Origin of the sequence: Sphingobium sp. HDIP04 (assembly GCF_000445085.1) — a bacterium.
GTDB classification, from domain to species: Bacteria; Pseudomonadota; Alphaproteobacteria; order Sphingomonadales; family Sphingomonadaceae; genus Sphingobium; species Sphingobium indicum.
This window is the reverse complement of record NZ_ATDO01000118.1, coordinates 22,573-43,030: the sequence shown is the minus strand read 5'-3', so window position 1 is coordinate 43,030 and position 20,458 is coordinate 22,573. Positions and strand designations below refer to the sequence as shown.

The following is a 20,458-nucleotide window of genomic DNA, read 5'->3' as shown; positions in this document are numbered from 1 at the left end:
TATGCCTTATCTGGGAGCAGCCTATTTGTGGGTCAAAGCCGCGCATGTCATCTTCGTCATCTTCCTGATGGCGGGCCTGTTCATGATGCCGCGCTTCTTCGTCTATCACCAGCAATGCCCGGTGGGATCGGACGAGGACAGGAAGTGGATCGACCGGGAAAGGCGGCTGCTCAAGATCATCCTGAACCCGTCGCTGCTTCTGGTCTGGGTCTTCGGCCTGATGCTGATGGTGGAGATCGGCGCCTGGCATTTCGGCTGGTTCCACCTGAAATTGCTCTTCGTGCTGGGTCTGTCGGGCTATCATGGCTGGATCGCGGGCTATGCGAAGAAGCTGGCCAGGGGGGAGCGGCCGCTCAGCGAGAAGCAATTGCGGTTGCTGAACGAGATTCCGGGAATCGCGGCTGCGGTGATCGTGATCGCGGTGATCGTGAAGCCGTTTTGACATAGCCGTCATCCCAGCGAAGGCTGGGATCTCGTGAGGCTATGCTGTGCCCCATCGTCTGAGATCACAGCTTTCGCTGGGATGACGGATATTAAATTGGATCGACCGGGATATTGTCGATCAGGCGCGTCTTGCCGAGTTTCGCCGCGCCCAGCAGCCTTGCGGGGCGGTCCAGCGCCGTCATCGGTTCCAGAGTCACCGCGTCGCACAGCGTCACATAGTCGATGGGATCGAAGCCATGCGCCGCCAGCAGGGCGATGGCCTTGGCGACAGCCGATTCCACGGTCGCGCCCTTTTCCATCTGCCGCGCCGCTTCGCCCAGGGCGCGGGGGAGGGCGAGCGCGTCCTTGCGCTCCTCCTCGCTCAGATAGGCGTTGCGCGACGACAGGGCCAGGCCGTCCTCGGCCCTTTGGGTGGGCACGCCGACAATCTCGATCGGCACGTCCAGATCGCGGACCATGCGCCGGATCACGGCGAGCTGCTGATAATCCTTTTCCCCGAACAGGGCGAGGTCCGGGCGGACCTGGTTGAACAGCTTGGTCACGACCGTCGCCACGCCGTCGAAATGGCCGGGCCGGGCCGCGCCGTCCAGTCCCTCGGTCACGCCGGAGACGGAGATGTTGGTGGCATAGCCCGCCGGATACATGACGTCGACCGTCGGCGCCCAGAGGATGTCGACTCCGGCTGCCTGCAGCATCTGCGCGTCCTTCGCCTCGCGCCGGGGATAGGCGTCCAGATCCTCGTTCACGCCGAACTGGCGGGGATTGACGAAGATCGACACCGCCACATGGCCCGCATGTCGCCGCGCTTCCTCCACCAGCACCATATGCCCGTCATGCAGCGCGCCCATGGTGGGCACCAAAGCAAGCGGTTTTCCGTCGCTTTTCAGCGCATCGACGGCGGCGCGCAGCGAAGGCAGGTCACGGAGGATTTGCACGACAGGAACGGCTCCGATAAGGGCAGCGATAGGGGTATATCCTGCTAAGGCATGACCGGCTGAAACGGTCAACAGACAATGCGACAATCAACGGGGTAATGAAGGTCCGATGGCGAACGCCCAAACGCACCATATCGTCTTCGCCAATGAGAAGGGCGGGACTGGCAAGTCGACGACCGCCGTGCATACGGCCATCGCGCTGACGGTATTGGGTCATCGCGTCGGCATGATCGACCTCGACCCGCGGCAGCGCACCATCACCCGTTATATGGAGAATCGGGCGGAGACTGCGCGCCGTCGCGGTATCGACCTGCCGACTCCGGACTTCGCGGTGTTCAAGGGCGACAGCGTCGAGGCGCTGGAGGAACAGGCGGCGGCCATGGCCGAAGGCAAGGATTTCCTGGTCATCGACACGCCCGGCCGCGACGATGATTATGCCCGCCACATGGCCGCCCGCGCCAACACGCTGGTGACGCCGATGAACGACAGTTTCGTCGATTTCGACCTGATCGGGCAGGTGGACGCGGAAACATTCAAGGTGAAGCGCCTGTCCTTCTATTCCGAACTGATCTTCGAGGCGCGCAAGACCCGCGCCAAGGCGGACGGCGTCACCATCGACTGGGTGGTGCTGCGCAACCGCGTCCAGCATCATGACGCCCGCAACAAGAAGCGGGTGGGCGACGCGCTGATGGAGCTTTCCCGCCGCGTCGGATTCCGCGTGATTCCGGGCCTTTCGGAGCGGGTGATCTTCCGCGAGCTTTTCCCGTCGGGCCTGACCCTGCTGGACAAGGGGCATCTGGGCGAACTGGGCGTCAGCCATATCGCCGCCCGGCAGGAACTGCGCGAGATGGTGTCGGGCCTTGCCCTGCCCTCGCGGGTCGAGGCCGCGCCGCTGGACATGCTCGGCGCGGCCTGATGGGTCTGCTGGCGCTGCTTCTGATCGGGCTGGCGGCCTGGCTGATCTGGACGGGACGGTTGCAACGCATGAGCGCGAAGGATGGCATGGCGCTGGGCGCCGCTCTGGTCGGCGCGGTCGCGGCCGCCAAGGGCAAGCCGCTGGTCGGCGCGCCGCTGCTCATCGGGGCCACCTTGTTCTTCCTGGCCAGAAGCCGGCGGGGCAAGGCGAAAGCCGGGCCGGGCACGCCCGCGCCGCAAGCCGTTTCGTCCCAGGCGGTGAACGACGCGCGCAAGCTGCTGGGCGTCGGGCCGGACGCCGACGCCCGCGCCATCCGCGCCGCGCATCGCCGCCTGATCGCCTCGGTCCATCCGGACAAGGGCGGCACCGAAGCGCTGGCGGCTCAGATCAACGCCGCCCGCGACCTGCTGATCGAGGAAGCCGCGCAACGCCGTTGAAGCCAAGGGAGAGGATGCCATGGCCCATCGCTTTCATCCCACGCTCCTGCGCGAATATGACATTCGGGGCGTGGTGGGCCGCACGCTGGGCGAGGCGGATGGCTATGCCGTGGGCCGCAGCTTCGGCACGATTGTCAGGCGGGCAGGCGGATCAAAAGTCGCGGTCGGCTATGACGGGCGGCTGAGTTCCCCGGCGCTGGAACAGGCGGTCGTGCAGGGCCTTCAGGATTCCGGAACCGATGTCGTGCGCATAGGCCTCGGCCCGACGCCCATGCTCTATTATGCCGAAGCGGCGCTCGATGTCGACGGCGGCGTGCAGATAACCGGCAGCCACAATCCCGCCGATCATAACGGCTTCAAGCTGGTATTTCAGCACCAGGCCTTTTTTGGGGCGGACATCGCGAATCTGGGGAGCATGGCGGCGGCGGGCGACTGGAGCGACGGCGGGAGTGGAAACAGAGGGCAGGTCGAGACTGTCGCCGTCATGGACCGCTACGTCGCCCGGCTGGTGCAGGGGTTCGACGGCGCCGCCTGGCGCATTGGCTGGGACGCGGGCAACGGCGCCGCTGGACCGATCGTGGACAAGCTGGTCAAGCTCCTGCCAGGTGAGCATCATGTGCTTTTCACCCAGATAGACGGACATTTTCCCCATCATCACCCCGATCCCACTGTCGAGGCGAATCTGGCGGACCTGAAAGCGCTTGTCCGCGCCAAGAATCTCGATTTCGGAGTGGCTTTCGACGGAGACGGGGACCGGATCGGCGTGGTGGACGGCAAGGGGCGGGTAATCTGGGGCGACCAGTTGCTGGGCATCTTCGCCGAACTGGTGCTGAAGGACCGCCCGAACGCCACCATCGTCGCGGATGTGAAGGCCAGCCAGGCCCTGTTCGACCGCATCGCCGCGCTGGGCGGGCGGCCGCTGATGTGGAAGACGGGCCACAGCCTGATCAAGTCCAAAATGAAGGAGATTGCCGCTCCGCTGGGCGGCGAGATGACCGGCCATATCTTCTTCGCGGACGATTATTACGGTTTCGACGACGGGCTTTATGCGGCGGTGCGCCTGATCCGGGGTCTGACCCGGTTGGGCCGCAGCGTAACCGCCCTGCGCGACGAAATGCCGAACATGGCGAATACGCCCGAACTTCGCTTTCCAGTGGCGGATAGCCGCAAGTTCGCGGTGGTGGAGGAAGTCCGCGCCCGCTTGCAGGCCCTGGGCGCGAACGTCGACGAAACCGATGGCCTGCGGGTCGTCGCGCCCGATGGCTGGTGGCTGCTCAGGGCCTCCAACACCCAGGACGCGCTCGTTGCCCGCGCCGAGGCGAAGGATGAGGAAGGATTGGCGCGCCTGGTCGCGCAGATCGACGCCCATCTGGCCGATTCGGGCGTGATTCGGATTTCGCGAGCCGATTCCTGATCCCGGCGACAGGCAGATCGCCAGGAGAAACATATTTTTACGCCAGGGAAACAAGGATATAAGGGGGCAGTTGCAGAAAACGCAACCAGGGGTCAGCTTTTCGCATTTGCGAAATGCGCCGCTGCACCGCAAAAGGAAAAGGCCTTTCAGGCATCCTCTCCTAAAACTTTCAAGCCGTCCTCCGGGGCGGCTTTTTTTTTGCCTTTTTGCCCTCCCCTTTTCGCTTCCTGCCGTAGCGTCGTTTCGCATTTTCGGCGATCCAGCGCGTGAAATCCCCGTAAATTAGGGCTTTTCGAACGATAATTTAACCATATTGCTAATAGGGCGCGGCTTTAAGGGCATCATTTTTCCGGTGAAAGCCATTTGCCGCAAACACGTTTGAAGAGAGGTTTCATCATGCCATTGCGCCGCCCCATCCTCGCCAGTCTCCTGCTGTCGGGCGCATTCGCAGCACCCGTCCCGGCTCTGGCGGGTGGTTTCTACCTTCAGGAACAGGCGCCAAAGGAAACCGGCCGCGCAATGGCCGGCGCCGGCGCTGCGGCGGACGATCCGTCCGCCATCTATTTCAATCCTGCGGCCATGACGCAATTGCCGGGCATCCAGACCTCGGTCGGCGGCATCGCGCTCATGGCCTCCGCCCACCAGGCCAATCGCGGCACCTACCGCACCGTTCCCACCGTGCCGGGCGCGCGGGTGCCGGTGACCGGCAATGACGGCGGCCAGCCGTTCGAAAAGGTCATTCCCATCCCCAGCTTCTACGTCACGGCGCAGGCGACCGACCGGCTGTGGCTTGGGCTGGGGGTCAATGCACCCTTCGGGTTGAAGCTGGATTATGACGACGGCTTTTTCGGCCGTTACGATTCGATCTACACCGACCTCAAGACCTATAATATCCAGTCCAGCGCAGCCTATAGGCTCAACGACAATTTCTCGATCGGCGGCGGCGTCGACGTGCAATATGTGAAGGCGACCCTCACCAACGCGCTGCCGCAGCTTTCGCCACTGGCCCCGACCGATGGTTTCGCCCGGTTGAAGGGCGACGACTGGACGGTCGGCTGGAATGCGGGCCTGTTCTACACCAATGGCGACACCAATGTGGGCGTCTCCTACCGTTCCGGCGTCAATCACAAGGTGACCGGCACGCAGAGCATTTCCGGCCTTCTGGGTCCGATCGCCTCGGCCAATGGCGTTTTGGACGCTTCCGCGCCGCTCGACCTGCCCGACATCGTCACGGTCGGCTTCATGCATCGCCTGACGCCGAAGCTGCGCGCCATGATCAGCGCCCGCTGGTACAATTGGTCGAAGTTCAAGGGCATCGCCATCACCTCCGCCGCCGGGACCAGCAACAAGGAACTGGATTACAAGGACAGCTACAGCGTCAGCCTGGGCGGAGAATATGACGTCAGCCCGGCCTTGACCCTGCGGGCGGGCACGATGTTCGACCGCTCGCCCACCAATCCGCAGCATCTGACGACCCGCGTGCCCGACGGCGATCGGACCTGGCTGTCGGCCGGCGCGACCTATAATATCTCGCCCGCCTTTGCGCTGAACCTCAGCTATGCCCATAATTTCGTGGAGAAGGCGAACATCATCCGTCCGGACAGCTATTATCCCGCGCCCGCAACGGTGACGGCGACCACCCTGTCGCAGACCAGCGGCAATGCGGACCAGATCGGCGCTTCTTTGACGGCACGCTTTTGATAGGAGCGGCACCGGCCCTCACCCCCACCCGACCGCCCAGACATGGTATCCTGTGGGCGGTCGGGTGGGGGTGAGGGCCGGTGCCGCACGTTTCAGCTTTGCTGAAACCCAAAACAGCTCGCGCTTCTAAAGCTCGCGGTAAATCCCTATAGGGGCTCCATCACCACGGAGCCCCTTTTTCATGTCCGACCATAATCCCGGCCTGCGTCCCTGGCGCGACATCGCCCGCAGGCAATGCCGCCAGATCATGGTCGGCAATGTTCCGGTAGGCGGCGGCGCGCCGGTCACGGTGCAGACCATGACCAACACGCCGACCGATGACGTCAGGGCGACCGTCGACCAGATCCGCCGTTGCGAGGAAGCGGGCGTGGACATCATCCGCGTCTCCTGTCCCGACGAGGCCTCGACCGCGGCGCTCAAGCAGATCGTCCGCGCCGCCCGCGTGCCGATCGTCGCGGACATTCATTTCCACTATAAGCGGGCTCTGGAAGCCGCCGATGCGGGCGCGGCCTGCCTGCGCATCAATCCGGGCAATATCGGCAGCGAGGCGCGGGTCAAGGAAGTGGTCGACGCGGCCAAGGCCAATGGCTGCTCGATCCGCATCGGCGTCAATGCAGGCAGCCTGGAAAAGGATCTGCTGGAAAAATATGGCGAGCCTTGCCCCGAAGCGCTGGTCGAAAGCGCGCTCGACCATATCAAGCTGCTCCAGGACCAGGATTTTCACGACTATAAGGTGGCGGTGAAGGCGAGCGACGTCTTCCTGGCCGTCGCCGCCTATATGCAGTTGGCCGAAGCGGTGGATTGCCCGCTGCACCTGGGCATTACCGAGGCGGGCGGGCTGATCGGCGGCACGGTGAAAAGCGCCATCGGCATCGGCAATCTGCTCTGGGCCGGGATCGGCGACACGATCCGCGTTTCCCTTTCCGCCGAGCCGGAGGAGGAAGTGCGGGTCGGTTACGAGATATTGAAGTCGCTCGGCATCCGCACGCGGGGCGTGAAGGTCATTTCCTGCCCTAGTTGCGCGCGTCAGGGATTCGACGTGATCCGTACCGTGCAGGCGCTGGAGGACCGGCTCCAGCATATCCACACGCCGCTGTCGCTGTCGGTGCTGGGCTGCGTGGTGAACGGCCCCGGCGAAGCGCGGGAGACCGATATCGGCCTGACCGGCGGCGGCGCGGGCAAGCATATGGTCTATCTGTCCGGCCTGACCGACCATACGGTGCAGGACGAAGGCATGATCGACCATATCGTCGGCCTGGTGGAGGCCAAGGCGGCTGAGATCGAGGCGGCGAAGCTGGAGGCCGAAACCACCGATGCCGGAAAGGCGGAAGCGGCGGAATAAGCCGTTCCCCGTCCTATGACCGCGCCCCGCTCCCTCGCCCTTCCCTTTGCCGTCTGCTGCCTGGGGGTCGCGCTGTTTTCCGTGATGGATGCGGCGATGAAGGGATTGAGCCTCTCCATCGGCCTGTTCGACGCGCTGTTCTGGCGCGCTGTCGCGGGCAGCCTGTTGGGGCTGGCTCTGATGCTGCTGACGCGGCAGCGCTGGCCGGATCGGGCCGTGCTGCGGCTGCACATGCTGCGCGGGGCGGTGGTGGCGGTGATGGCCAGCCTGTTCTTCTGGGCGATCATGCGGATGCCACTGGCCGAGGCCATCGCCCTGTCCTTCATCGCGCCGCTGGTCGCGCTCTATCTCGCCGCCCTGCTGCTCAAGGAAAGGATCGGGCGGCGGGCCATCGGCGCGTCTTTGCTGGGGCTGGTCGGCGTCGCGGTCATCCTGTCGGGTCGCGTGCGGGGCGATTATGATACGGACGCGCTGTTGGGCGCGGGCGCGGTCCTCGTTTCGGCGGTGCTGTTCGCCTGGAACCTCATCCTCCAGCGGCAGCAGGCGCAGCTTGCTTCCCCGATAGAGGTCGCCTTCTTCCAGCATGTGGTGATGCTGGGGCTGTTCGTGCTTTTCGCGGCGCTCGTCCAGGTCAGGCCGGTCGTGCCGGCGCCGCCCTCATGGGCGCTGGTGGCCCTGGCCGCGACGCTGGCCTTCACCTCGCTCGCCGCGCTGGCCTGGGCCTATGCGCGGGCGGAGGCGCAACTGTTGATCCCGGTCGAATATAGCGCCTTCCTCTGGGCCGCAATCATCGGCTGGCTTGCCTTTGGCGAACGGCTGACCCTGACCACCCTGGCAGGCGCGCTGCTGATCGTGGTGGGATGCCTGATCGCGTCCCGTGCAGGGCCGGCCCAGGCATCGCATGTCGAACCGTCCGTCGCCTGAAAGGAAAAGCATGTCCGTCACCATCCGCGAGGCCGTTGCCGCCGACATCGGTGCGATTCACGGCTTCATCCTCGCCCTGGCCGACTATGAGAAGCTGTCGCATGAGGTGAAGGCCGACCGCGCCAGCCTGGACAAATATCTCTTCGGCCCGCGCCCCATGGCCGAGGTGCTGATCGCGGAAAATGATGGGGAGGCCGTCGGCTTCGCCCTCTTCTTCCACAATTTCTCCACCTTCGAAGGGCGGCCGGGACTTTATCTGGAGGATCTGTTCGTCATTCCCGAAGCGCGGGGCCTGGGCGCGGGCAAGGCGCTGCTTTCCCGCCTCGCGCAACTGGCGCTGGAGCGGGATTGCGCGAGGCTGGAATGGTGGGTGCTGGACTGGAACGAACCGTCCATCGCCTTCTACCGTTCCCTCGGCGCGCGGCCGATGGACGAATGGACGGTGCAGCGCGTCGACGGCGAAGCGCTCAGCGCTCTCGCGTCAGCGCATCCTGCACGCTGACGCCCAGAAGGACGGCGGTGAAGGCCCCCAGCGCGACGACGACAAGGACGGGATAGAAAGCGGCGATCATGGCGAAGTCTCCTTTCGCCGGACTTTTGCGCTGACCCGCCGCCCGCCGACATACGGATTGTTACGGAGTCAGCGGGACGAGCCGAGGGGGCGGACTCTTGACGGGGACTCCCCGCTCGGCGCATTGTCCCCGGACGGAACATTTGGGGGACATGGAGGCCATGGCTGTCAGCCGCGGTGCCAAGCGCACGCCGGAATGGCGCGAAATGCTGAAACGCAGCCTGATCCGCAGCGGCGCGCTGATCGGATCGATCGCGCTGTTGTTGGCGACCCTGTTCCTGGCCCTGGCGCTGCTCAGCTATCAGCCGAGCGACCCGTCGATGAACACGGTCGCGGGCGACCATGTGCAGAATATCATGCAGGCGCCGGGCGCATGGGTGGCGGATTTCCTGCTCTGGCTGCTGGGCGTGCCGGTGGCTCTGGTGCTGCCGCTGATGGCGATCACCGCCCGGCGCCTCTGGGGCGACCAGGATATGAGCGGGTGGAAGGGGCAGTTCGGCAAATGCTTCGCGGGCATCACGCTGATCGGCATCGCGCTGGCGCTGTTCCAGACCAATCCGCTGGTCGGCCTGCCCGCCGGGTGGGGCGGCATCATCGCGCTGGTGACGGCGCGGGGCGTGGCCAGCCTGACCGCGCAGATGCCCGCCGCGCAGGGATGGATCACCGGCGTCCTGATCGTGCTGACGCTGATCGCGGGCGCTGTCTTGTGGTATCGCAGCCTGGCGCTGGAAAAGCCGATCATCGCCTTGCGCAGGCCTTCCCTGCCGCGCCTCAGCCTGCCGAAGCCGACATTCGCTCTGGCCGGTCCCGCGCCGACTGTCGACGCGGATGAGGAAGACGATGTTTTCGAGCGCGTGGCGACGCCGCGCAAGACCGTCTCCAACGAACCCAAGCCGCCGATCAACATCCAGACGCCCAAGCCAGCGCCGGCGCAGCGCCCCATGGCGCCGGTGTCGCAGGACGATCTGTTCGGCCATAGCTCCCTGCCTTCGCCCGACCTGCTGAACCCGATCCCCGCGAGCCAGGGGCAGAAGATCGACAAGGCGGCGCTGGAGCGCAATGCGCGCCTGCTGGAATCCGTGCTCGACGACTTCCATGTGAAGGGCAATATCGTCGAGGTCCGGCCCGGCCCGGTCGTCACCATGTATGAGCTGGAGCCTGCGCCCGGCATCAAGGCGAGCCGGGTGATCGCGCTGGCCGACGACATCGCCCGCAACATGTCGGCGCTTTCGGCCCGCGTGGCGACGATTCCGGGGCGCACGGTGATCGGCATCGAACTGCCCAACGCCAACCGGGAGGGCGTGTCCTTCCGCGAACTCATCACCAGCGAGCAGTTCGGGGCGGAGGCGACGCTGCCGATCATCCTGGGCAAGAATATCTCCGGCGAGCCGATCATCGCCGACCTGGCGCCCATGCCGCATCTGCTGATCGCGGGCACGACGGGTTCGGGCAAGTCGGTCGGGCTGAACGCGATGATCCTGTCGCTGCTCTACCGCATGACGCCGGACCAGTTGCGGCTGATCATGATCGATCCGAAGATGCTGGAACTGTCGACCTATGACGATATTCCGCATCTGCTGTCGCCGGTGGTGACGGAGCCTGCCAAGGCGATCCGGGCGCTCAAATGGGCAGTCGAGCAGATGGAGGACCGCTATCGCATGATGGCGTCGATTTCCGTCCGCAACCTCGCCAATTACAATGAGAAGGTCCGCGCCGCGAAGGCCAAGGGCAAGCCGCTCGGCCGCAGGGTGCAGACCGGCTACGATCCCGAAACCGGCAAGCCGATCTATGAGGAGGAGCAGTTGGATTTCCAGCCGCTGCCCCAGATCGTGGTGGTGGTGGACGAGCTGGCCGACCTGATGATGACGGCTGGCAAGGAAGTGGAATTCCTGATCCAGCGGCTGGCGCAGAAGGCGCGCGCGGCGGGCATCCACCTGATCCTGGCGACGCAGCGGCCATCGGTCGACGTCATCACCGGCGTGATCAAGGCGAACCTGCCGACCCGCATCAGCTTCTTCGTCACGTCGAAGATCGACAGCCGCACCATATTGGGGGAGCAGGGCGCCGAACAACTGCTGGGCAAGGGCGACATGCTCTACATGCATGGCGGCAAGGGGTTGATGCGCGTCCATGGTCCCTTCGTGTCGGACGACGAGGTGCGGGTGGTGGCGGATCATTGGCGCGCGCAGGGCCAGCCCGACTATATCGCCGCCGTCACGGAGGAGCCGGAGGAAGGCAGCTTCGCGCTCGACGGGGTGGATCTGGGCGACGACAGCCCCGACGCGCAGCTTTTCCGCAAGGCCTGCCAGTTGGTGTTCGAAAATCAGAAGGCGTCGACCAGTTGGCTCCAGCGGCAATTGCGCGTCGGCTATAACAGCGCCGCCCGCCTGATCGAGCAGATGGAGGAGCAGGGGTTGGTGGGACCGCCCAACCATGTCGGCCGCCGCGAAGTGCTGCGGGACGAAAACGGCAATCCGCTTTAGCGTGTGTGTGTGTGTGTGTGTGTGTGGATTCAGCCCATGGCGGGCTGCAAATAGCGGCTTTCTGCGCTTCCGGTGCTCACGTACTGAAGTACGCTGCGCGCCAGTTCTCGAAATCCACTATTTTCGCCGCGCCCTGAACTGAATCCACACACACACACGCTAGCTACCCTTGCATGATCGTCACCCTGAGCCTGTTTCAGGGTGCATTTCTCCAGATCGAGCCTTGGTTCCTGGGGAGAATGGATGCTGAAACAAGTTCAGCATGACGACGAGATAAGAGCAGCAAACGCCCAGGCATCTCGACCCGAATCCATTTGCAAAATCGTAAATTTACCGGCGTAAAGCTATTGGCGTAAAGCTGCTGGCCTCCATCATGCGCGCTCTTTATGGTCGCGCCGTTCGTTCTTCCCGCGAAAGCTGTTCATGCATCTTCTCATTGGCCTAGCCGGTATCGCGCTGATCCTTTCCATTGCCTTCATCCTTTCCTCCGACCGCCGCGCCATCCGCCTTCGCGTCGTCGGCGCGGCGTTCCTGTTGCAGGCGGGCATCGCGCTGCTGGTGCTCTACGTGCCCGCCGGACGCGCCGTGATCGCGGGCATGTCGCATGGCGTGTCGAACCTGCTCGGCTATGCGCAGGCGGGGACGGACTTCATCTTCGGTCCGCTCGCCAGGCCGGAGATCGGCGGCGCCAGCTTCGCCATCGCTGCGCTGCCGGTGATCATCTTCTTCGCCAGCCTGGTGTCTATTCTCTACCATCTGGGCATCATGCAACAGGTGGTGCGCTGGGTCGGCGGCGCGATCGAGAAGGTGACGGGGGTGTCCAAGGTCGAGAGCCTGTGCGCCGCCGCCAACATCTTCGTGGGGCAGAGCGAGAGTCCGCTCGTCATCCGCCCCTATCTGGCGGGCCTGACCCCGCCGCAGCTTTTCGCCGTGATGACCAGCGGCATGGCGGGCGTCGCGGGCACGATCCTGGCCGCCTATGCCTCCATGGGGATCAAGATCGACTATCTGCTGGCGGCGAGCTTCATGTCCGCGCCCGGCGGCCTGCTGATGGCGAAGATCATGATGCCCGACGAGCCGGAGCGCGAACCCGAACTCCCCCTGGGCGATCATCCCGACATCGCCCTGCCCGAAAGCCGGATCGGCGACACCGGGCCTGCCGCTCTGCTGCCGGGCGGAACCCCCGGCGAGCCGATGCCCCCCGCCACCCATGACGAGGAAAAGCCCGCCAACCTCATCATGGCGGCCGCGCAGGGCGCGCAGACCGGCGTGAAGCTGGCCGTCGCGGTCGGCGCCATGGTGCTGGCCTTCGTCGCGCTGGTGGCGCTGGCCAACGGCATACTCGGCGGCATCGGCGGCTGGTTCGGCTATCCCGACCTCAGCTTCCAGCAACTGCTCGGCCATGCCTTTTCCCCGCTCATGGTTCTGCTCAACATTCCCTGGACGGAGGCGCAGGTGGCGGGCGGCCTGTTCGGGACCAAGGTCGTGCTCAACGAATTCGTCGCCTATATCAATCTCGGCCAGGTGCAGGGCGCGCTGTCTCCGGCGACCGTCGCCATCGTCACCTTCGCGCTGTGCGGCTTCGCCAATTTCAGCTCCATCGCGATCCAGATGGCGGTCACCGGCAATCTTGCGCCCAACCAGCGGCCGGTGATCGCCCGGCTGGGCCTGAAGGCGCTGGTCGCGGGCAGCCTTGCCAACCTCATGAGCGCGGCGCTGGCAGGCCTGATGCTCAGCCTGCGCTGATCGTTCCGACACTATAACGAAAGTTCTACCCGCAGCCTGCAAGATCGGTTATGGTTAACGCATGGGGGCGATACGCATATTCGGGCTGACGGTCTTGTCGGTCCTGTGGGCGGCGCCGGCCGCGGCGCAGGCGCCGAAGCCGGGCAAGCTGGAAAGCTACAAGGACTGGACCATCGGCTGCGACAATCGCAATCGATGCGAGGCCGTGTCGCTGCTGCCCGAAGGCGGCAACTGGCCCAATGCGCCGGTGATGCTGGGCATCGTGCGGGAAGCGGGGGCGGACGCCGATCCCGAAATCTGGGTCAGCCGCGCAGCCAAGGGCCGGGAGACGCTGGATTTCCTGGTGGACGGCCGCAAGATCGCCAGCGTGACGAGCGTGAACGGCGAGGCAAGCGTCCAAGGCCCGCAGGCGTCCGCGCTGGCGATCGCCATGGCGAAGGGCGGCGGCATGGAAATCCGCGCCGGCGGCAGGCGCATCGACCGGCCGTCCCTGGCCGGCTCGGCTGCCGCGCAGCGCTATATGGACGCGAAGCAGGGCAGGGCGGGGACGGTGGCGGCCCTTGTCGCAACGGGCCTGCTTGCGCGCGGCGCCGTGCGTCCTGCGCCCCCACTCCCCACGATCCGGCGGGCCGCCGTGCCCGCGGGCGCTCAGCCGCCCGCGCTCTGGCGAGAGGAACTGACGGCGCTAGGCACCTTCACGGGTTGCGCGGATGAGATGAGGTCCGCGTCCTCTCCGCCCGAACTGCACCGATTGTCGAAGACGGAGACGCTGGTCCTGGTGCCCTGCGGTGCGGGGGCCTATAACTACACCTCCGTCCCGGTGATCGCGACCGGCATTCCTGGCCGACGCGCCTTCCGCTTCGCGGGCTTCGACTATCAGCCGGGCTGGAGCGAGGAGGCAGGCCATCCAATGCTGGTCAATGCGGACTGGGCGCCGGAAACGGCCACCCTGCAAAGCTATGCCAAGGGACGCGGCATCGGCGATTGCGGCGGCAGCGAGGCCTATGTCTGGGACGGGGCGCGCTTCCGCCTGGTCGAGGCGAGCGCGATGGGGGAATGCCGCGGCGCATGGCACTGGATCACCACCTGGTCCGCCAGGGTGACCGACTGAGCCGCCGGAGGCTTTCCCGCCCAACGCGCACCCCGTGTTCCTGCGAAGGCAGGAACCCAGATCGACGGCGGAACTGGGTTCCTGCCTTCGCAGGAACAGCTTTGTTCTCTCGACATGAGAGCGGGTTTCGATCGCTTGCAATTCGCCCTAAAGCATCCTGCGTTCAATCAAATGCACGCCGTTCGTGCTGAGCAGGGGCTGAGCGAAGTCGAAGGCCCGTATCGTAGCACCTGTGCCAGGATCGGTCCTTCATGCGCCGCTTCGACAAGCCTGTCCTGCGCCTGCCAAAGGGTTCAGTGAACGGTTCCTAGTTATTGCTGGATGCTCTAAGCGCCCGCGAGGATCAGCGAGAACAGCCCTTCCGCGTCGCTCCATTCGCGCAGCGGCTCCCACCCGCCGGCGCGCAGCAGCAGCCTTTCGTCGCGGGCGCCATATTTATGGCTGCTCTCGGTATGGATGGTCTCCCCCTGCTCCATGCGGAAGCATTGGCCGGCGACATGGAAATGGAGCGGCCGCACCGCCTCCAGATGCATTTCGATGCGCGCCTTGTCGTCGTTCCAGATGGCGCGATGGACGAAGCCGTCCAGCGGCAGGTCGCCCGCCAGCTCCCGATTGATGCGCGCGATCAGGTTGAGGTTGAACGCGGCCGTCACTCCGGCGGCATCGTCATAGGCGGCGACCAGCCGGTCGCGGTCCTTGATCCGGTCCATGCCGATCAGCAGCATCGCGTCCCCGCCCAGCAGCCGCCGCATCGCCCGCAGCAGGTCGACCGCCGCATCCGGCTCCATATTGCCGATGGTCGATCCGGGGAAGAAGCCCAGGCGCGGCAGCCCGTCGATCGCCGCCGGCAAGGCCAGTTCGCCGTTGAAGTCGCCCACCACCGGCAGGATGGGCAGGCCCGGAAAGGCCGACGCCAGTTCCGCGCTCGACGCGTGGAGGAAGTCGCCGCTGATGTCGATCGGCACATAGGCGGCCGGATCGATGGCGCGCAGCAGATGCGGTGTCTTGCGCGAACTGCCCGCGCCGAATTCCACCACGGCCCGACCGGCGCCGACGGCGGCGGCGAAATCCGCGCCATGCCGCTCCAGCAGGGCGGTTTCCGTGCGCGTCGGATAATATTCCGGCAGGTCGGTGATCGCCTCGAACAGTTCCGATCCCCGCCGGTCGTAGAACCAGATGGGCGGCGTCGCCTTGGGCTCGCGGGACAAGCCTTCGACGATGTCGCGGCGGAAGGCCGGATCGGGATCGTGCAGGGCCGGCGGGACATCCTCGGTCAGCAGCATCGCGTCACAAATCCTTCGCCAGCCGCAGCCCGGTGAACTGCCAGCGTTGATGGGGGTAGAAGAAATTGCGGTAGCTGGGCCGCATATGGCCGCGCGGCGTGGCGCAACTGCCGCCCTTCAGAACGAACTGCCCGGACATGAACTTGCCGTTATATTCGCCCACCGCGCCTTCGGCGGCGCGGAAACCGGGGTGGGGGCGATAGGCGCTGCCCGTCCATTCCCACACGTCGCCGTACATCTGCGTCAGCGCGGAGCCTCCGTCCGCGGCGCGGGGGCGGGGGCAGGCGGAGCCGTCCAACTGGTTGCCGCTGGTCGGCGCGACGTTCAGGGCGGCGCTTTCCCATTCCGCCTCGGTCGGCAGGCGCGCGCCCGCCCATCGGGCATAGGCGTCCGCCTCATAGAGGCTGACATGGCTGACCGGCGCGGCGGGATTGACCGGCTTGCGCCCGTCCAGGCCGAAGCGCGTCCAGCCCTGATCGCCCCGCCGCCAGTAAAGCGGCGCCTCTATCCGTTCGGCCTGCACCCAGGCCCAGCCGTCCGACAGCCAAAGGGCGGCGTCGGCATAGCCGCCATCCTCGATGAAGGCGATCCACTCGCCATTGGTTATCGGCCGGTGCGCCAGGGCATGGGGGTGCAGCACCGTCTTGTGGCGGGGCGTCTCGCAATCGAAGGCGAAGTCGCTTTTGCCGTCCTCGCCGATCTCGACCAATCCCTGCCGACCCTCGATCCAGTGGAGGGGGCCCGGCAGCGGCGCGGGCAGTGCGTTGGGCGCGTCGTAGAGCGCGGGTTCCAGCGGGTTCAGCGACAGCAGATGCTGCACGTCGGTGAGCATCAGTTCCTGATGCTGCTGCTCATGGTGGAGGCCCAGCAGCACCAGCGCCTGCGCATCGGGCATCAGCATCGGCAGGGCGGCGGCCAGCGCCCTGTCGACATGGGCGCGATAGGCGCGGATTTCCTCCAGCGTCGGGCGGGTGAGCATGCCCCGCATCGGCCGGGCGTGGCGTGGGCCCTCGGCCTCATAATAGCTGTTGAACAGATAGGCGTAATACGGATCGAAGGGCGCGTAGCCCGGCACATGGTCGCGCAGGACGAAGCATTCGAAGAACCAGCTCACATGCGCCAGGTGCCATTTGGCGGGGGACGCGTCGGGCATGGACTGGACCGTCGCATCCGCGTCCGACAGCGGCGCGGCGAGCGCTTCGCTCAATCCCCGGACCTCGCGATAGCGGGTGACGAGGTCGATCTGGCCCGGTGCTGTCCGGCTTCTTGCCATGCATGCCCCTTCGATACGGTTGCGCCGCTCTCACGGAATAATCGCATGAAGGGGCGGATCGGTTCCGGCCCGGCCTCTGGCCATATTGCTTGTCGGGACGATGGGAATGGCTGGACAAGGCGCCGCCGCTTGCCCAAATGATGGGCCTGTCATGATCAAGCGCATCCTTCTCATCGTTTCGGGCGGCATCGCCGCCTACAAGTCGCTGGAACTGGTGCGGCTGCTGCGCAGGCGCGGCATCGCGGTGCGGGCGGTGCTGACGGAAAGCGCGCAGAAATTCGTGACGCCGCTGTCGCTGGGCGTGCTGACGGAGGATCATGTCTATGGCGACATGTTCGACCTCAAGGAAGAACGCGAGATCGGCCATATCCAGCTTTCGCGGCAGGCCGACCTGGTGGTGGTCGCGCCCGCGACGGCGAATATCCTGGCCAGGATGGCGGGCGGCATTGCCGACGATCTGGCGACGACGCTGCTGCTGGCGACCGACAAGCCGGTGCTCGCCGTTCCCGCCATGAACGTGCGCATGTGGCATCATGCCGCGACCCGGCGGAACGTCGCGCAGCTCAAGGCCGACGGCGTGCATGTGATGGAGCCGGACAGCGGGGAGATGGCCTGCGGCGAATTCGGCAAGGGCCGCCTGCCCGATCCGGAGGCGATCGCGGCGGAAGTGGAGCGGCTGCTCGCCCGGCCGCCCGCCGCCGATCCGCTTGCCGGGCAGCCGGATTTCGAGGCGGCCGATGCGCCGCTCGCGGGACGGCATGTGCTGGTGACGGCCGGGCCGACGCATGAGCCGATCGACCCGGTCCGCTACATCGCCAACCGATCCTCCGGCAAGCAGGGCTTCGCCATCGCGGCGGCGGCGGCGCGGGCCGGGGCGCGGGTGACCTTGGTGGCGGGGCCTGTGCATCTGCCCACGCCACCCGGCGTCACCCGCGTGGATGTGGAGACGGCGCGGGAGATGCTGGCCGCCGTGGAGCAGGCCTTGCCCGCCGATGCCGCGATCATGGTGGCGGCCGTGGCCGACTGGCGCGCGGCCGACGCGGCTGATCAGAAGCTGAAAAAGGATGGATCGGGGAAGCCGGCGCCCCTCGCCCTGGTGGAAAATCCCGATATTCTCGCCACTCTGGGCAGGCATGCAAAGCGGCCCGCCCTGCTGGTCGGCTTTGCAGCGGAAACGCAGAAGATCGCCGAACATGCGCAGGCGAAGCTGGCGCGCAAGGGGGCCGACTGGATCGTCGCCAATGACGTGTCCGGCCCACCCGGCTCAAGCGTGATGGGCGGCGATTCCAACAGCGTGCACATCGTTTCGAAGGACGGCGTCGAAAGCTGGGACCATCTGCCCAAGGATGCCGTCGCCACCCGCCTGATAGAAAAGGTCGCCCATGTCCTCTCCGCTTCCGCCCATTGAAATCCGCCTGAAGCGCTTGCCCCATGGCCGGGGCCTGCCGGCGCCGGCCTATGCCACGGCGCATGCGGCGGGGATGGACGTCGTGTCGGCGGAGGACGTCATCCTGGCGCCGGGCGGCCGGCATGCGGTCGCGACGGGTTTCGCCATGGCCATCCCGGAAGGCTATGAGGTGCAGGTGCGGCCGCGCTCCGGCCTGGCGCTGAAACATGGGATCAGCCTGCCCAACACGCCCGGCACGATCGACGCGGACTATCGGGGCGAGTTGAAGGTCATATTGATCAATCTGGGCGAGGAACCCTTCGTGATCGCGCGGGGCGACCGGATCGCGCAACTGGTCGCCGCGCCGGTGCAGGCGGCGCGCTTCGCCGAAGTCGAGGAACTGGACGAGACGGTCAGGGGCGCTGGCGGCTTCGGGTCGACGGGGGTGCGCGCCCGATGACGCCCCTGCCCCTCACGGACGATCAGCTTGAGCGCTATGCCCGGCATATCGTGCTCAAGGAGATCGGCGGCGCGGGGCAGGCGCGGCTGCTGTCCGCCGATGTGGCGATCATCGGCGCGGGCGGGATCGGCAGCCCGGCCATCCTCTATCTTGCGGCGGCGGGCGTCGGCACGATCCGGGTGATAGACGACGATGCGGTCGCCCTCTCCAATCTCCAGCGGCAGGTTCTGTTCGGCACCGCCGAAATCGGCGCGGCGAAGGCCGAAAGCGCGATGGCGGCGGTTGCGCGGCTCAATCCCGACGTGAAGCTGATCCCGATCAACGCCCGCATCGATGCAGGCAATGCCGCGCTGATGCTGCGGGATGCCGATGTCGTGCTGGACGGCTGCGACAGTTTCGCCACCCGGCTGGCGGTGGCCGATTGCACGCAGAAGCTGCGGATTCCGCTCGTCTCGGCGGCTGTCGGGCCGTTCGAGGGGCAGTTGGCGACCTATCGCGGCTGGGAAGCGGGCAAGCCCTGCTATCGCTGCCTCGTCGGCTCGCCGGAGGACGCGCCGGAGCGGAACTGTTCCGAAACCGGCGTGATCGGCGCGCTGACGGGCGTGATGGGCAGCCTGGCGGCGCTGGAGGTGATCCGCGCCCTGGTTCCCTTTGGCGAGGATATGGCGGGGCGCCTGCTGCTCGCCGACCTGTTGTCGATGCGGTTTCGCACCGTGGCCGTGCCGAAGGATCCCGCCTGCCGGTGTTGCGCCGTGGAACTATGCGCGAGCTGAGGATCGTCGTCGCGACGGCGGATGCCGAGCGGCTGCGCGGCGCATTGGTGATCGCTGCGGCTCAGGCGGCGCTGGGCGGCGGCGCGGCGGTGTTCCTGCAACTGGATGCGGTGGGATTGCTGCGCATGCCCGTGGAAGCGCCCCGCGACGAAGCGCATCGGGCTGCGGGGCTGCCTTCGCTGGCGATGGTGATCGAAGAGGCGCTGGGATTGGGCGTCACCCTGCTCGCCTGCCAGAGCGGACTTGCGCTGTGCGGAATGACTGCCGATGATCTGCCCAAGGGCGTCGAGGTCGGCGGGCCGGTCGGATTCCTGCAACAGACCGGCGAAGAGGCCCGACTGATCCTTGCCTGAAGGCGTGGAACCACCGCCCTGCCGCCGATCCTTGGGGCGCATGATCAAAACAGACGGCCAATTCGTTGCATGGCAGGAACGATCGGGTTCACAGCGGGTTCAAGCCCTGCCACCTACACTCCTCATCCTGAACAACCGGAGATGATCGCATGAAGCGCATGTTTGCGCCCCACGGCCTGACGCTGGCTGCCCTGACCCTTGCCGTCGCGCCCTTTGCGGCGCCGATGATGCCGGCCGCCGCGCAGGCGGGCCAGTCGGACCTGTCCAGAGTCAACGCCTATATCCGCGCCGTCACCACCATGATCGCCGATTTCGCCCAGACCGACCGCAACGGCCAGACGCTGACCGGCCGGCTTACGATCAAGCAGCCGGGCAAGATCCGTTTCCAATATCAGAAGGGCGTGCCTTTGCTGATCGTGGGCGACGGCAAGGCGCTGACCATGATCGATTATGAGGTGCGCCAGGTGCAGCGCTGGCCGATCGGCAATTCGCCGCTGGGCGCGCTGATCGATCCCAACAAGGATCTGTCGAAATTCGGCAAGGTGATCCAGACCGGCGATCCGACCGTTCTGTCCGTCCAGGCGCGCGACCCCAGGCGGCCCGAATATGGCACCATCACCATGATCTTCAAACGCGATGCGGGCAGCCCGGCGGGCCTTCAGCTTTACGGCTGGGTGGCGCTGGATTCGCAGAACAACCGGACGGCGGTGAAGCTCAGCAACCAGCGCTATGGCGTGCCGGTGGCCGATTCCGCCTTCCGCTGGACCGATCCGCGACCCAAGGGACGCTCGGCCGGCGGCTAAACGGGCCACAGGCGCGACGGGCCGAAAACTTTTCGGAATCGTTCATCTGAGGCTCATATCCCGGACCCTAAAAGGAACTCCACGGCGAGAGACGAAACCGGG

At 65.9% G+C, this 20,458-nt stretch carries 19 protein-coding genes; 16 read left to right on the top strand and 3 right to left on the bottom strand.

Annotation, left to right across the window (positions count from 1 at the left end; all coding sequences use genetic code 11):
- The first annotated feature begins 1 nt into the window (after position 1).
- The gene (locus L286_RS42375) at positions 2 to 442 is read left to right on the top strand and encodes a CopD family protein (RefSeq protein WP_007689370.1); all 441 of its coding nucleotides are present in this window, start codon (positions 2 to 4) and stop codon (positions 440 to 442) included.
- A gap of 91 nt (positions 443 to 533) precedes the next feature.
- On the opposite strand, the gene panC is transcribed toward L286_RS42375, so the two are convergent.
- Positions 534 to 1,379 (bottom strand): pantoate--beta-alanine ligase, encoded by an 846-nt coding sequence (gene panC, locus L286_RS42370; RefSeq protein ID WP_020817469.1) that lies wholly within the window; start codon positions 1,377 to 1,379, stop codon positions 534 to 536.
- A 109-nt stretch (positions 1,380 to 1,488) separates the two neighbouring features.
- Between panC and L286_RS42365 the strand changes: the two genes are divergently transcribed.
- The 10 genes from L286_RS42365 (at position 1,489) to L286_RS42320 (ending at position 14,024) form a co-directional block, all read left to right on the top strand.
- The gene (locus L286_RS42365; RefSeq protein WP_007689372.1) at positions 1,489 to 2,295 is read left to right on the top strand and encodes a division plane positioning ATPase MipZ; all 807 of its coding nucleotides are present in this window, start codon (positions 1,489 to 1,491) and stop codon (positions 2,293 to 2,295) included.
- On the top strand, positions 2,295 to 2,732 hold the full coding sequence (locus L286_RS42360) for a DnaJ domain-containing protein (protein ID WP_013041554.1): 438 nt from the start codon (positions 2,295 to 2,297) through the stop codon (positions 2,730 to 2,732). Before L286_RS42365 ends, L286_RS42360 begins: the two co-directional genes overlap by 1 nt.
- A 19-nt stretch (positions 2,733 to 2,751) precedes the next feature.
- Positions 2,752 to 4,146, top strand: a complete 1,395-nt coding sequence (gene pgmG / locus L286_RS42355) for a phosphoglucomutase/phosphomannomutase PgmG (RefSeq protein WP_020817470.1) — start codon at positions 2,752 to 2,754, stop codon at positions 4,144 to 4,146.
- Positions 4,147 to 4,542: 396 nt separating this feature from the next.
- Complete coding sequence (locus L286_RS42350) at positions 4,543 to 5,847, top strand: OmpP1/FadL family transporter (protein ID WP_020817471.1); 1,305 nt, start codon at positions 4,543 to 4,545, stop codon at positions 5,845 to 5,847.
- A gap of 181 nt (positions 5,848 to 6,028) precedes the next feature.
- Positions 6,029 to 7,189, top strand: a complete 1,161-nt coding sequence (gene ispG / locus L286_RS42345) for a flavodoxin-dependent (E)-4-hydroxy-3-methylbut-2-enyl-diphosphate synthase (RefSeq protein WP_020817472.1) — start codon at positions 6,029 to 6,031, stop codon at positions 7,187 to 7,189.
- 15 nt (positions 7,190 to 7,204) lie between these two features.
- The gene (locus L286_RS42340) at positions 7,205 to 8,113 is read left to right on the top strand and encodes a DMT family transporter (RefSeq protein ID WP_020817473.1); all 909 of its coding nucleotides are present in this window, start codon (positions 7,205 to 7,207) and stop codon (positions 8,111 to 8,113) included.
- A gap of 10 nt (positions 8,114 to 8,123) precedes the next feature.
- Positions 8,124 to 8,615, top strand: coding sequence for a GNAT family N-acetyltransferase (locus L286_RS42335; protein WP_013041549.1), 492 nt, complete (start codon positions 8,124 to 8,126; stop codon positions 8,613 to 8,615).
- A 230-nt stretch (positions 8,616 to 8,845) separates the two neighbouring features.
- Positions 8,846 to 11,167, top strand: a complete 2,322-nt coding sequence (locus L286_RS42330; protein WP_020817475.1) for an FtsK/SpoIIIE family DNA translocase — start codon at positions 8,846 to 8,848, stop codon at positions 11,165 to 11,167.
- Between the two features lie 423 nt (positions 11,168 to 11,590).
- Positions 11,591 to 12,913 carry a NupC/NupG family nucleoside CNT transporter gene (locus L286_RS42325; protein WP_013041547.1) on the top strand — a complete coding sequence of 441 codons (1,323 nt, stop codon included), beginning with the start codon at positions 11,591 to 11,593 and terminating at the stop codon, positions 12,911 to 12,913.
- A gap of 61 nt (positions 12,914 to 12,974) precedes the next feature.
- Complete coding sequence (locus L286_RS42320; RefSeq protein WP_020817476.1) at positions 12,975 to 14,024, top strand: DUF1176 domain-containing protein; 1,050 nt, start codon at positions 12,975 to 12,977, stop codon at positions 14,022 to 14,024.
- 326 nt (positions 14,025 to 14,350) lie between these two features.
- Here the strand turns inward: L286_RS42320 and egtD are convergent, their stop codons facing one another.
- The gene (gene egtD, locus L286_RS42315; RefSeq protein ID WP_020817477.1) at positions 14,351 to 15,307 is read right to left on the bottom strand and encodes an L-histidine N(alpha)-methyltransferase; all 957 of its coding nucleotides are present in this window, start codon (positions 15,305 to 15,307) and stop codon (positions 14,351 to 14,353) included.
- A 4-nt stretch (positions 15,308 to 15,311) separates the two neighbouring features.
- The gene (egtB, locus tag L286_RS42310; RefSeq protein WP_020817478.1) at positions 15,312 to 16,580 is read right to left on the bottom strand and encodes an ergothioneine biosynthesis protein EgtB; all 1,269 of its coding nucleotides are present in this window, start codon (positions 16,578 to 16,580) and stop codon (positions 15,312 to 15,314) included.
- A gap of 151 nt (positions 16,581 to 16,731) precedes the next feature.
- On the opposite strand from egtB, the gene coaBC reads away from it, so the two are divergent.
- From coaBC to L286_RS42285, 5 genes are all read left to right on the top strand, one after another.
- Positions 16,732 to 17,988, top strand: a complete 1,257-nt coding sequence (gene coaBC, locus L286_RS42305; protein ID WP_020817479.1) for a bifunctional phosphopantothenoylcysteine decarboxylase/phosphopantothenate--cysteine ligase CoaBC — start codon at positions 16,732 to 16,734, stop codon at positions 17,986 to 17,988.
- Positions 17,963 to 18,427 (top strand): dUTP diphosphatase, encoded by a 465-nt coding sequence (gene dut / locus L286_RS42300; RefSeq protein ID WP_013041541.1) that lies wholly within the window; start codon positions 17,963 to 17,965, stop codon positions 18,425 to 18,427. The genes coaBC and dut overlap by 26 nt, the downstream gene beginning before the upstream one ends.
- Positions 18,424 to 19,200 carry a HesA/MoeB/ThiF family protein gene (locus tag L286_RS42295; protein ID WP_007689400.1) on the top strand — a complete coding sequence of 259 codons (777 nt, stop codon included), beginning with the start codon at positions 18,424 to 18,426 and terminating at the stop codon, positions 19,198 to 19,200. The genes dut and L286_RS42295 overlap by 4 nt, the downstream gene beginning before the upstream one ends.
- Positions 19,188 to 19,553: a DsrE family protein gene (locus L286_RS42290; protein WP_007689402.1), complete on the top strand. Its 366-nt coding sequence runs from the start codon at positions 19,188 to 19,190 to the stop codon at positions 19,551 to 19,553. The genes L286_RS42295 and L286_RS42290 overlap by 13 nt, the downstream gene beginning before the upstream one ends.
- 149 nt (positions 19,554 to 19,702) lie before the next feature.
- Positions 19,703 to 20,356, top strand: a complete 654-nt coding sequence (locus tag L286_RS42285) for a LolA family protein (RefSeq protein WP_007689404.1) — start codon at positions 19,703 to 19,705, stop codon at positions 20,354 to 20,356.
- Positions 20,357 to 20,458 lie beyond the last annotated feature (102 nt).

Excerpts from the sequence above, each read along its gene's own strand:
- pgmG (WP_020817470.1), top strand. The coding sequence starts at position 2,752 with ATGGCCCATCGCTTTCATCCCACGCTCCTGCGCGAATATGACATTCGG.
- egtB (WP_020817478.1), bottom strand. The coding sequence starts at position 16,580 with ATGGCAAGAAGCCGGACAGCACCGGGCCAGATCGACCTCGTCACCCGC.
- L286_RS42365 (WP_007689372.1), top strand. The coding sequence starts at position 1,489 with ATGGCGAACGCCCAAACGCACCATATCGTCTTCGCCAATGAGAAGGGC.
- ispG (WP_020817472.1), top strand. The coding sequence starts at position 6,029 with ATGTCCGACCATAATCCCGGCCTGCGTCCCTGGCGCGACATCGCCCGC.
- coaBC (WP_020817479.1), top strand. The coding sequence starts at position 16,732 with ATGATCAAGCGCATCCTTCTCATCGTTTCGGGCGGCATCGCCGCCTAC.
- L286_RS42350 (WP_020817471.1), top strand. The coding sequence starts at position 4,543 with ATGCCATTGCGCCGCCCCATCCTCGCCAGTCTCCTGCTGTCGGGCGCA.
- L286_RS42375 (WP_007689370.1), top strand. The coding sequence starts at position 2 with ATGCCTTATCTGGGAGCAGCCTATTTGTGGGTCAAAGCCGCGCATGTC.
- L286_RS42335 (WP_013041549.1), top strand. The coding sequence starts at position 8,124 with ATGTCCGTCACCATCCGCGAGGCCGTTGCCGCCGACATCGGTGCGATT.
- L286_RS42295 (WP_007689400.1), top strand. The coding sequence starts at position 18,424 with ATGACGCCCCTGCCCCTCACGGACGATCAGCTTGAGCGCTATGCCCGG.
- dut (WP_013041541.1), top strand. The coding sequence starts at position 17,963 with ATGTCCTCTCCGCTTCCGCCCATTGAAATCCGCCTGAAGCGCTTGCCC.
- L286_RS42360 (WP_013041554.1), top strand. The coding sequence starts at position 2,295 with ATGGGTCTGCTGGCGCTGCTTCTGATCGGGCTGGCGGCCTGGCTGATC.
- L286_RS42290 (WP_007689402.1), top strand. The coding sequence starts at position 19,188 with ATGCGCGAGCTGAGGATCGTCGTCGCGACGGCGGATGCCGAGCGGCTG.
- L286_RS42330 (WP_020817475.1), top strand. The coding sequence starts at position 8,846 with ATGGCTGTCAGCCGCGGTGCCAAGCGCACGCCGGAATGGCGCGAAATG.
- L286_RS42285 (WP_007689404.1), top strand. The coding sequence starts at position 19,703 with ATGAAGCGCATGTTTGCGCCCCACGGCCTGACGCTGGCTGCCCTGACC.
- L286_RS42340 (WP_020817473.1), top strand. The coding sequence starts at position 7,205 with ATGACCGCGCCCCGCTCCCTCGCCCTTCCCTTTGCCGTCTGCTGCCTG.
- egtD (WP_020817477.1), bottom strand. The coding sequence starts at position 15,307 with ATGCTGCTGACCGAGGATGTCCCGCCGGCCCTGCACGATCCCGATCCG.
- L286_RS42320 (WP_020817476.1), top strand. The coding sequence starts at position 12,975 with ATGGGGGCGATACGCATATTCGGGCTGACGGTCTTGTCGGTCCTGTGG.
- L286_RS42325 (WP_013041547.1), top strand. The coding sequence starts at position 11,591 with ATGCATCTTCTCATTGGCCTAGCCGGTATCGCGCTGATCCTTTCCATT.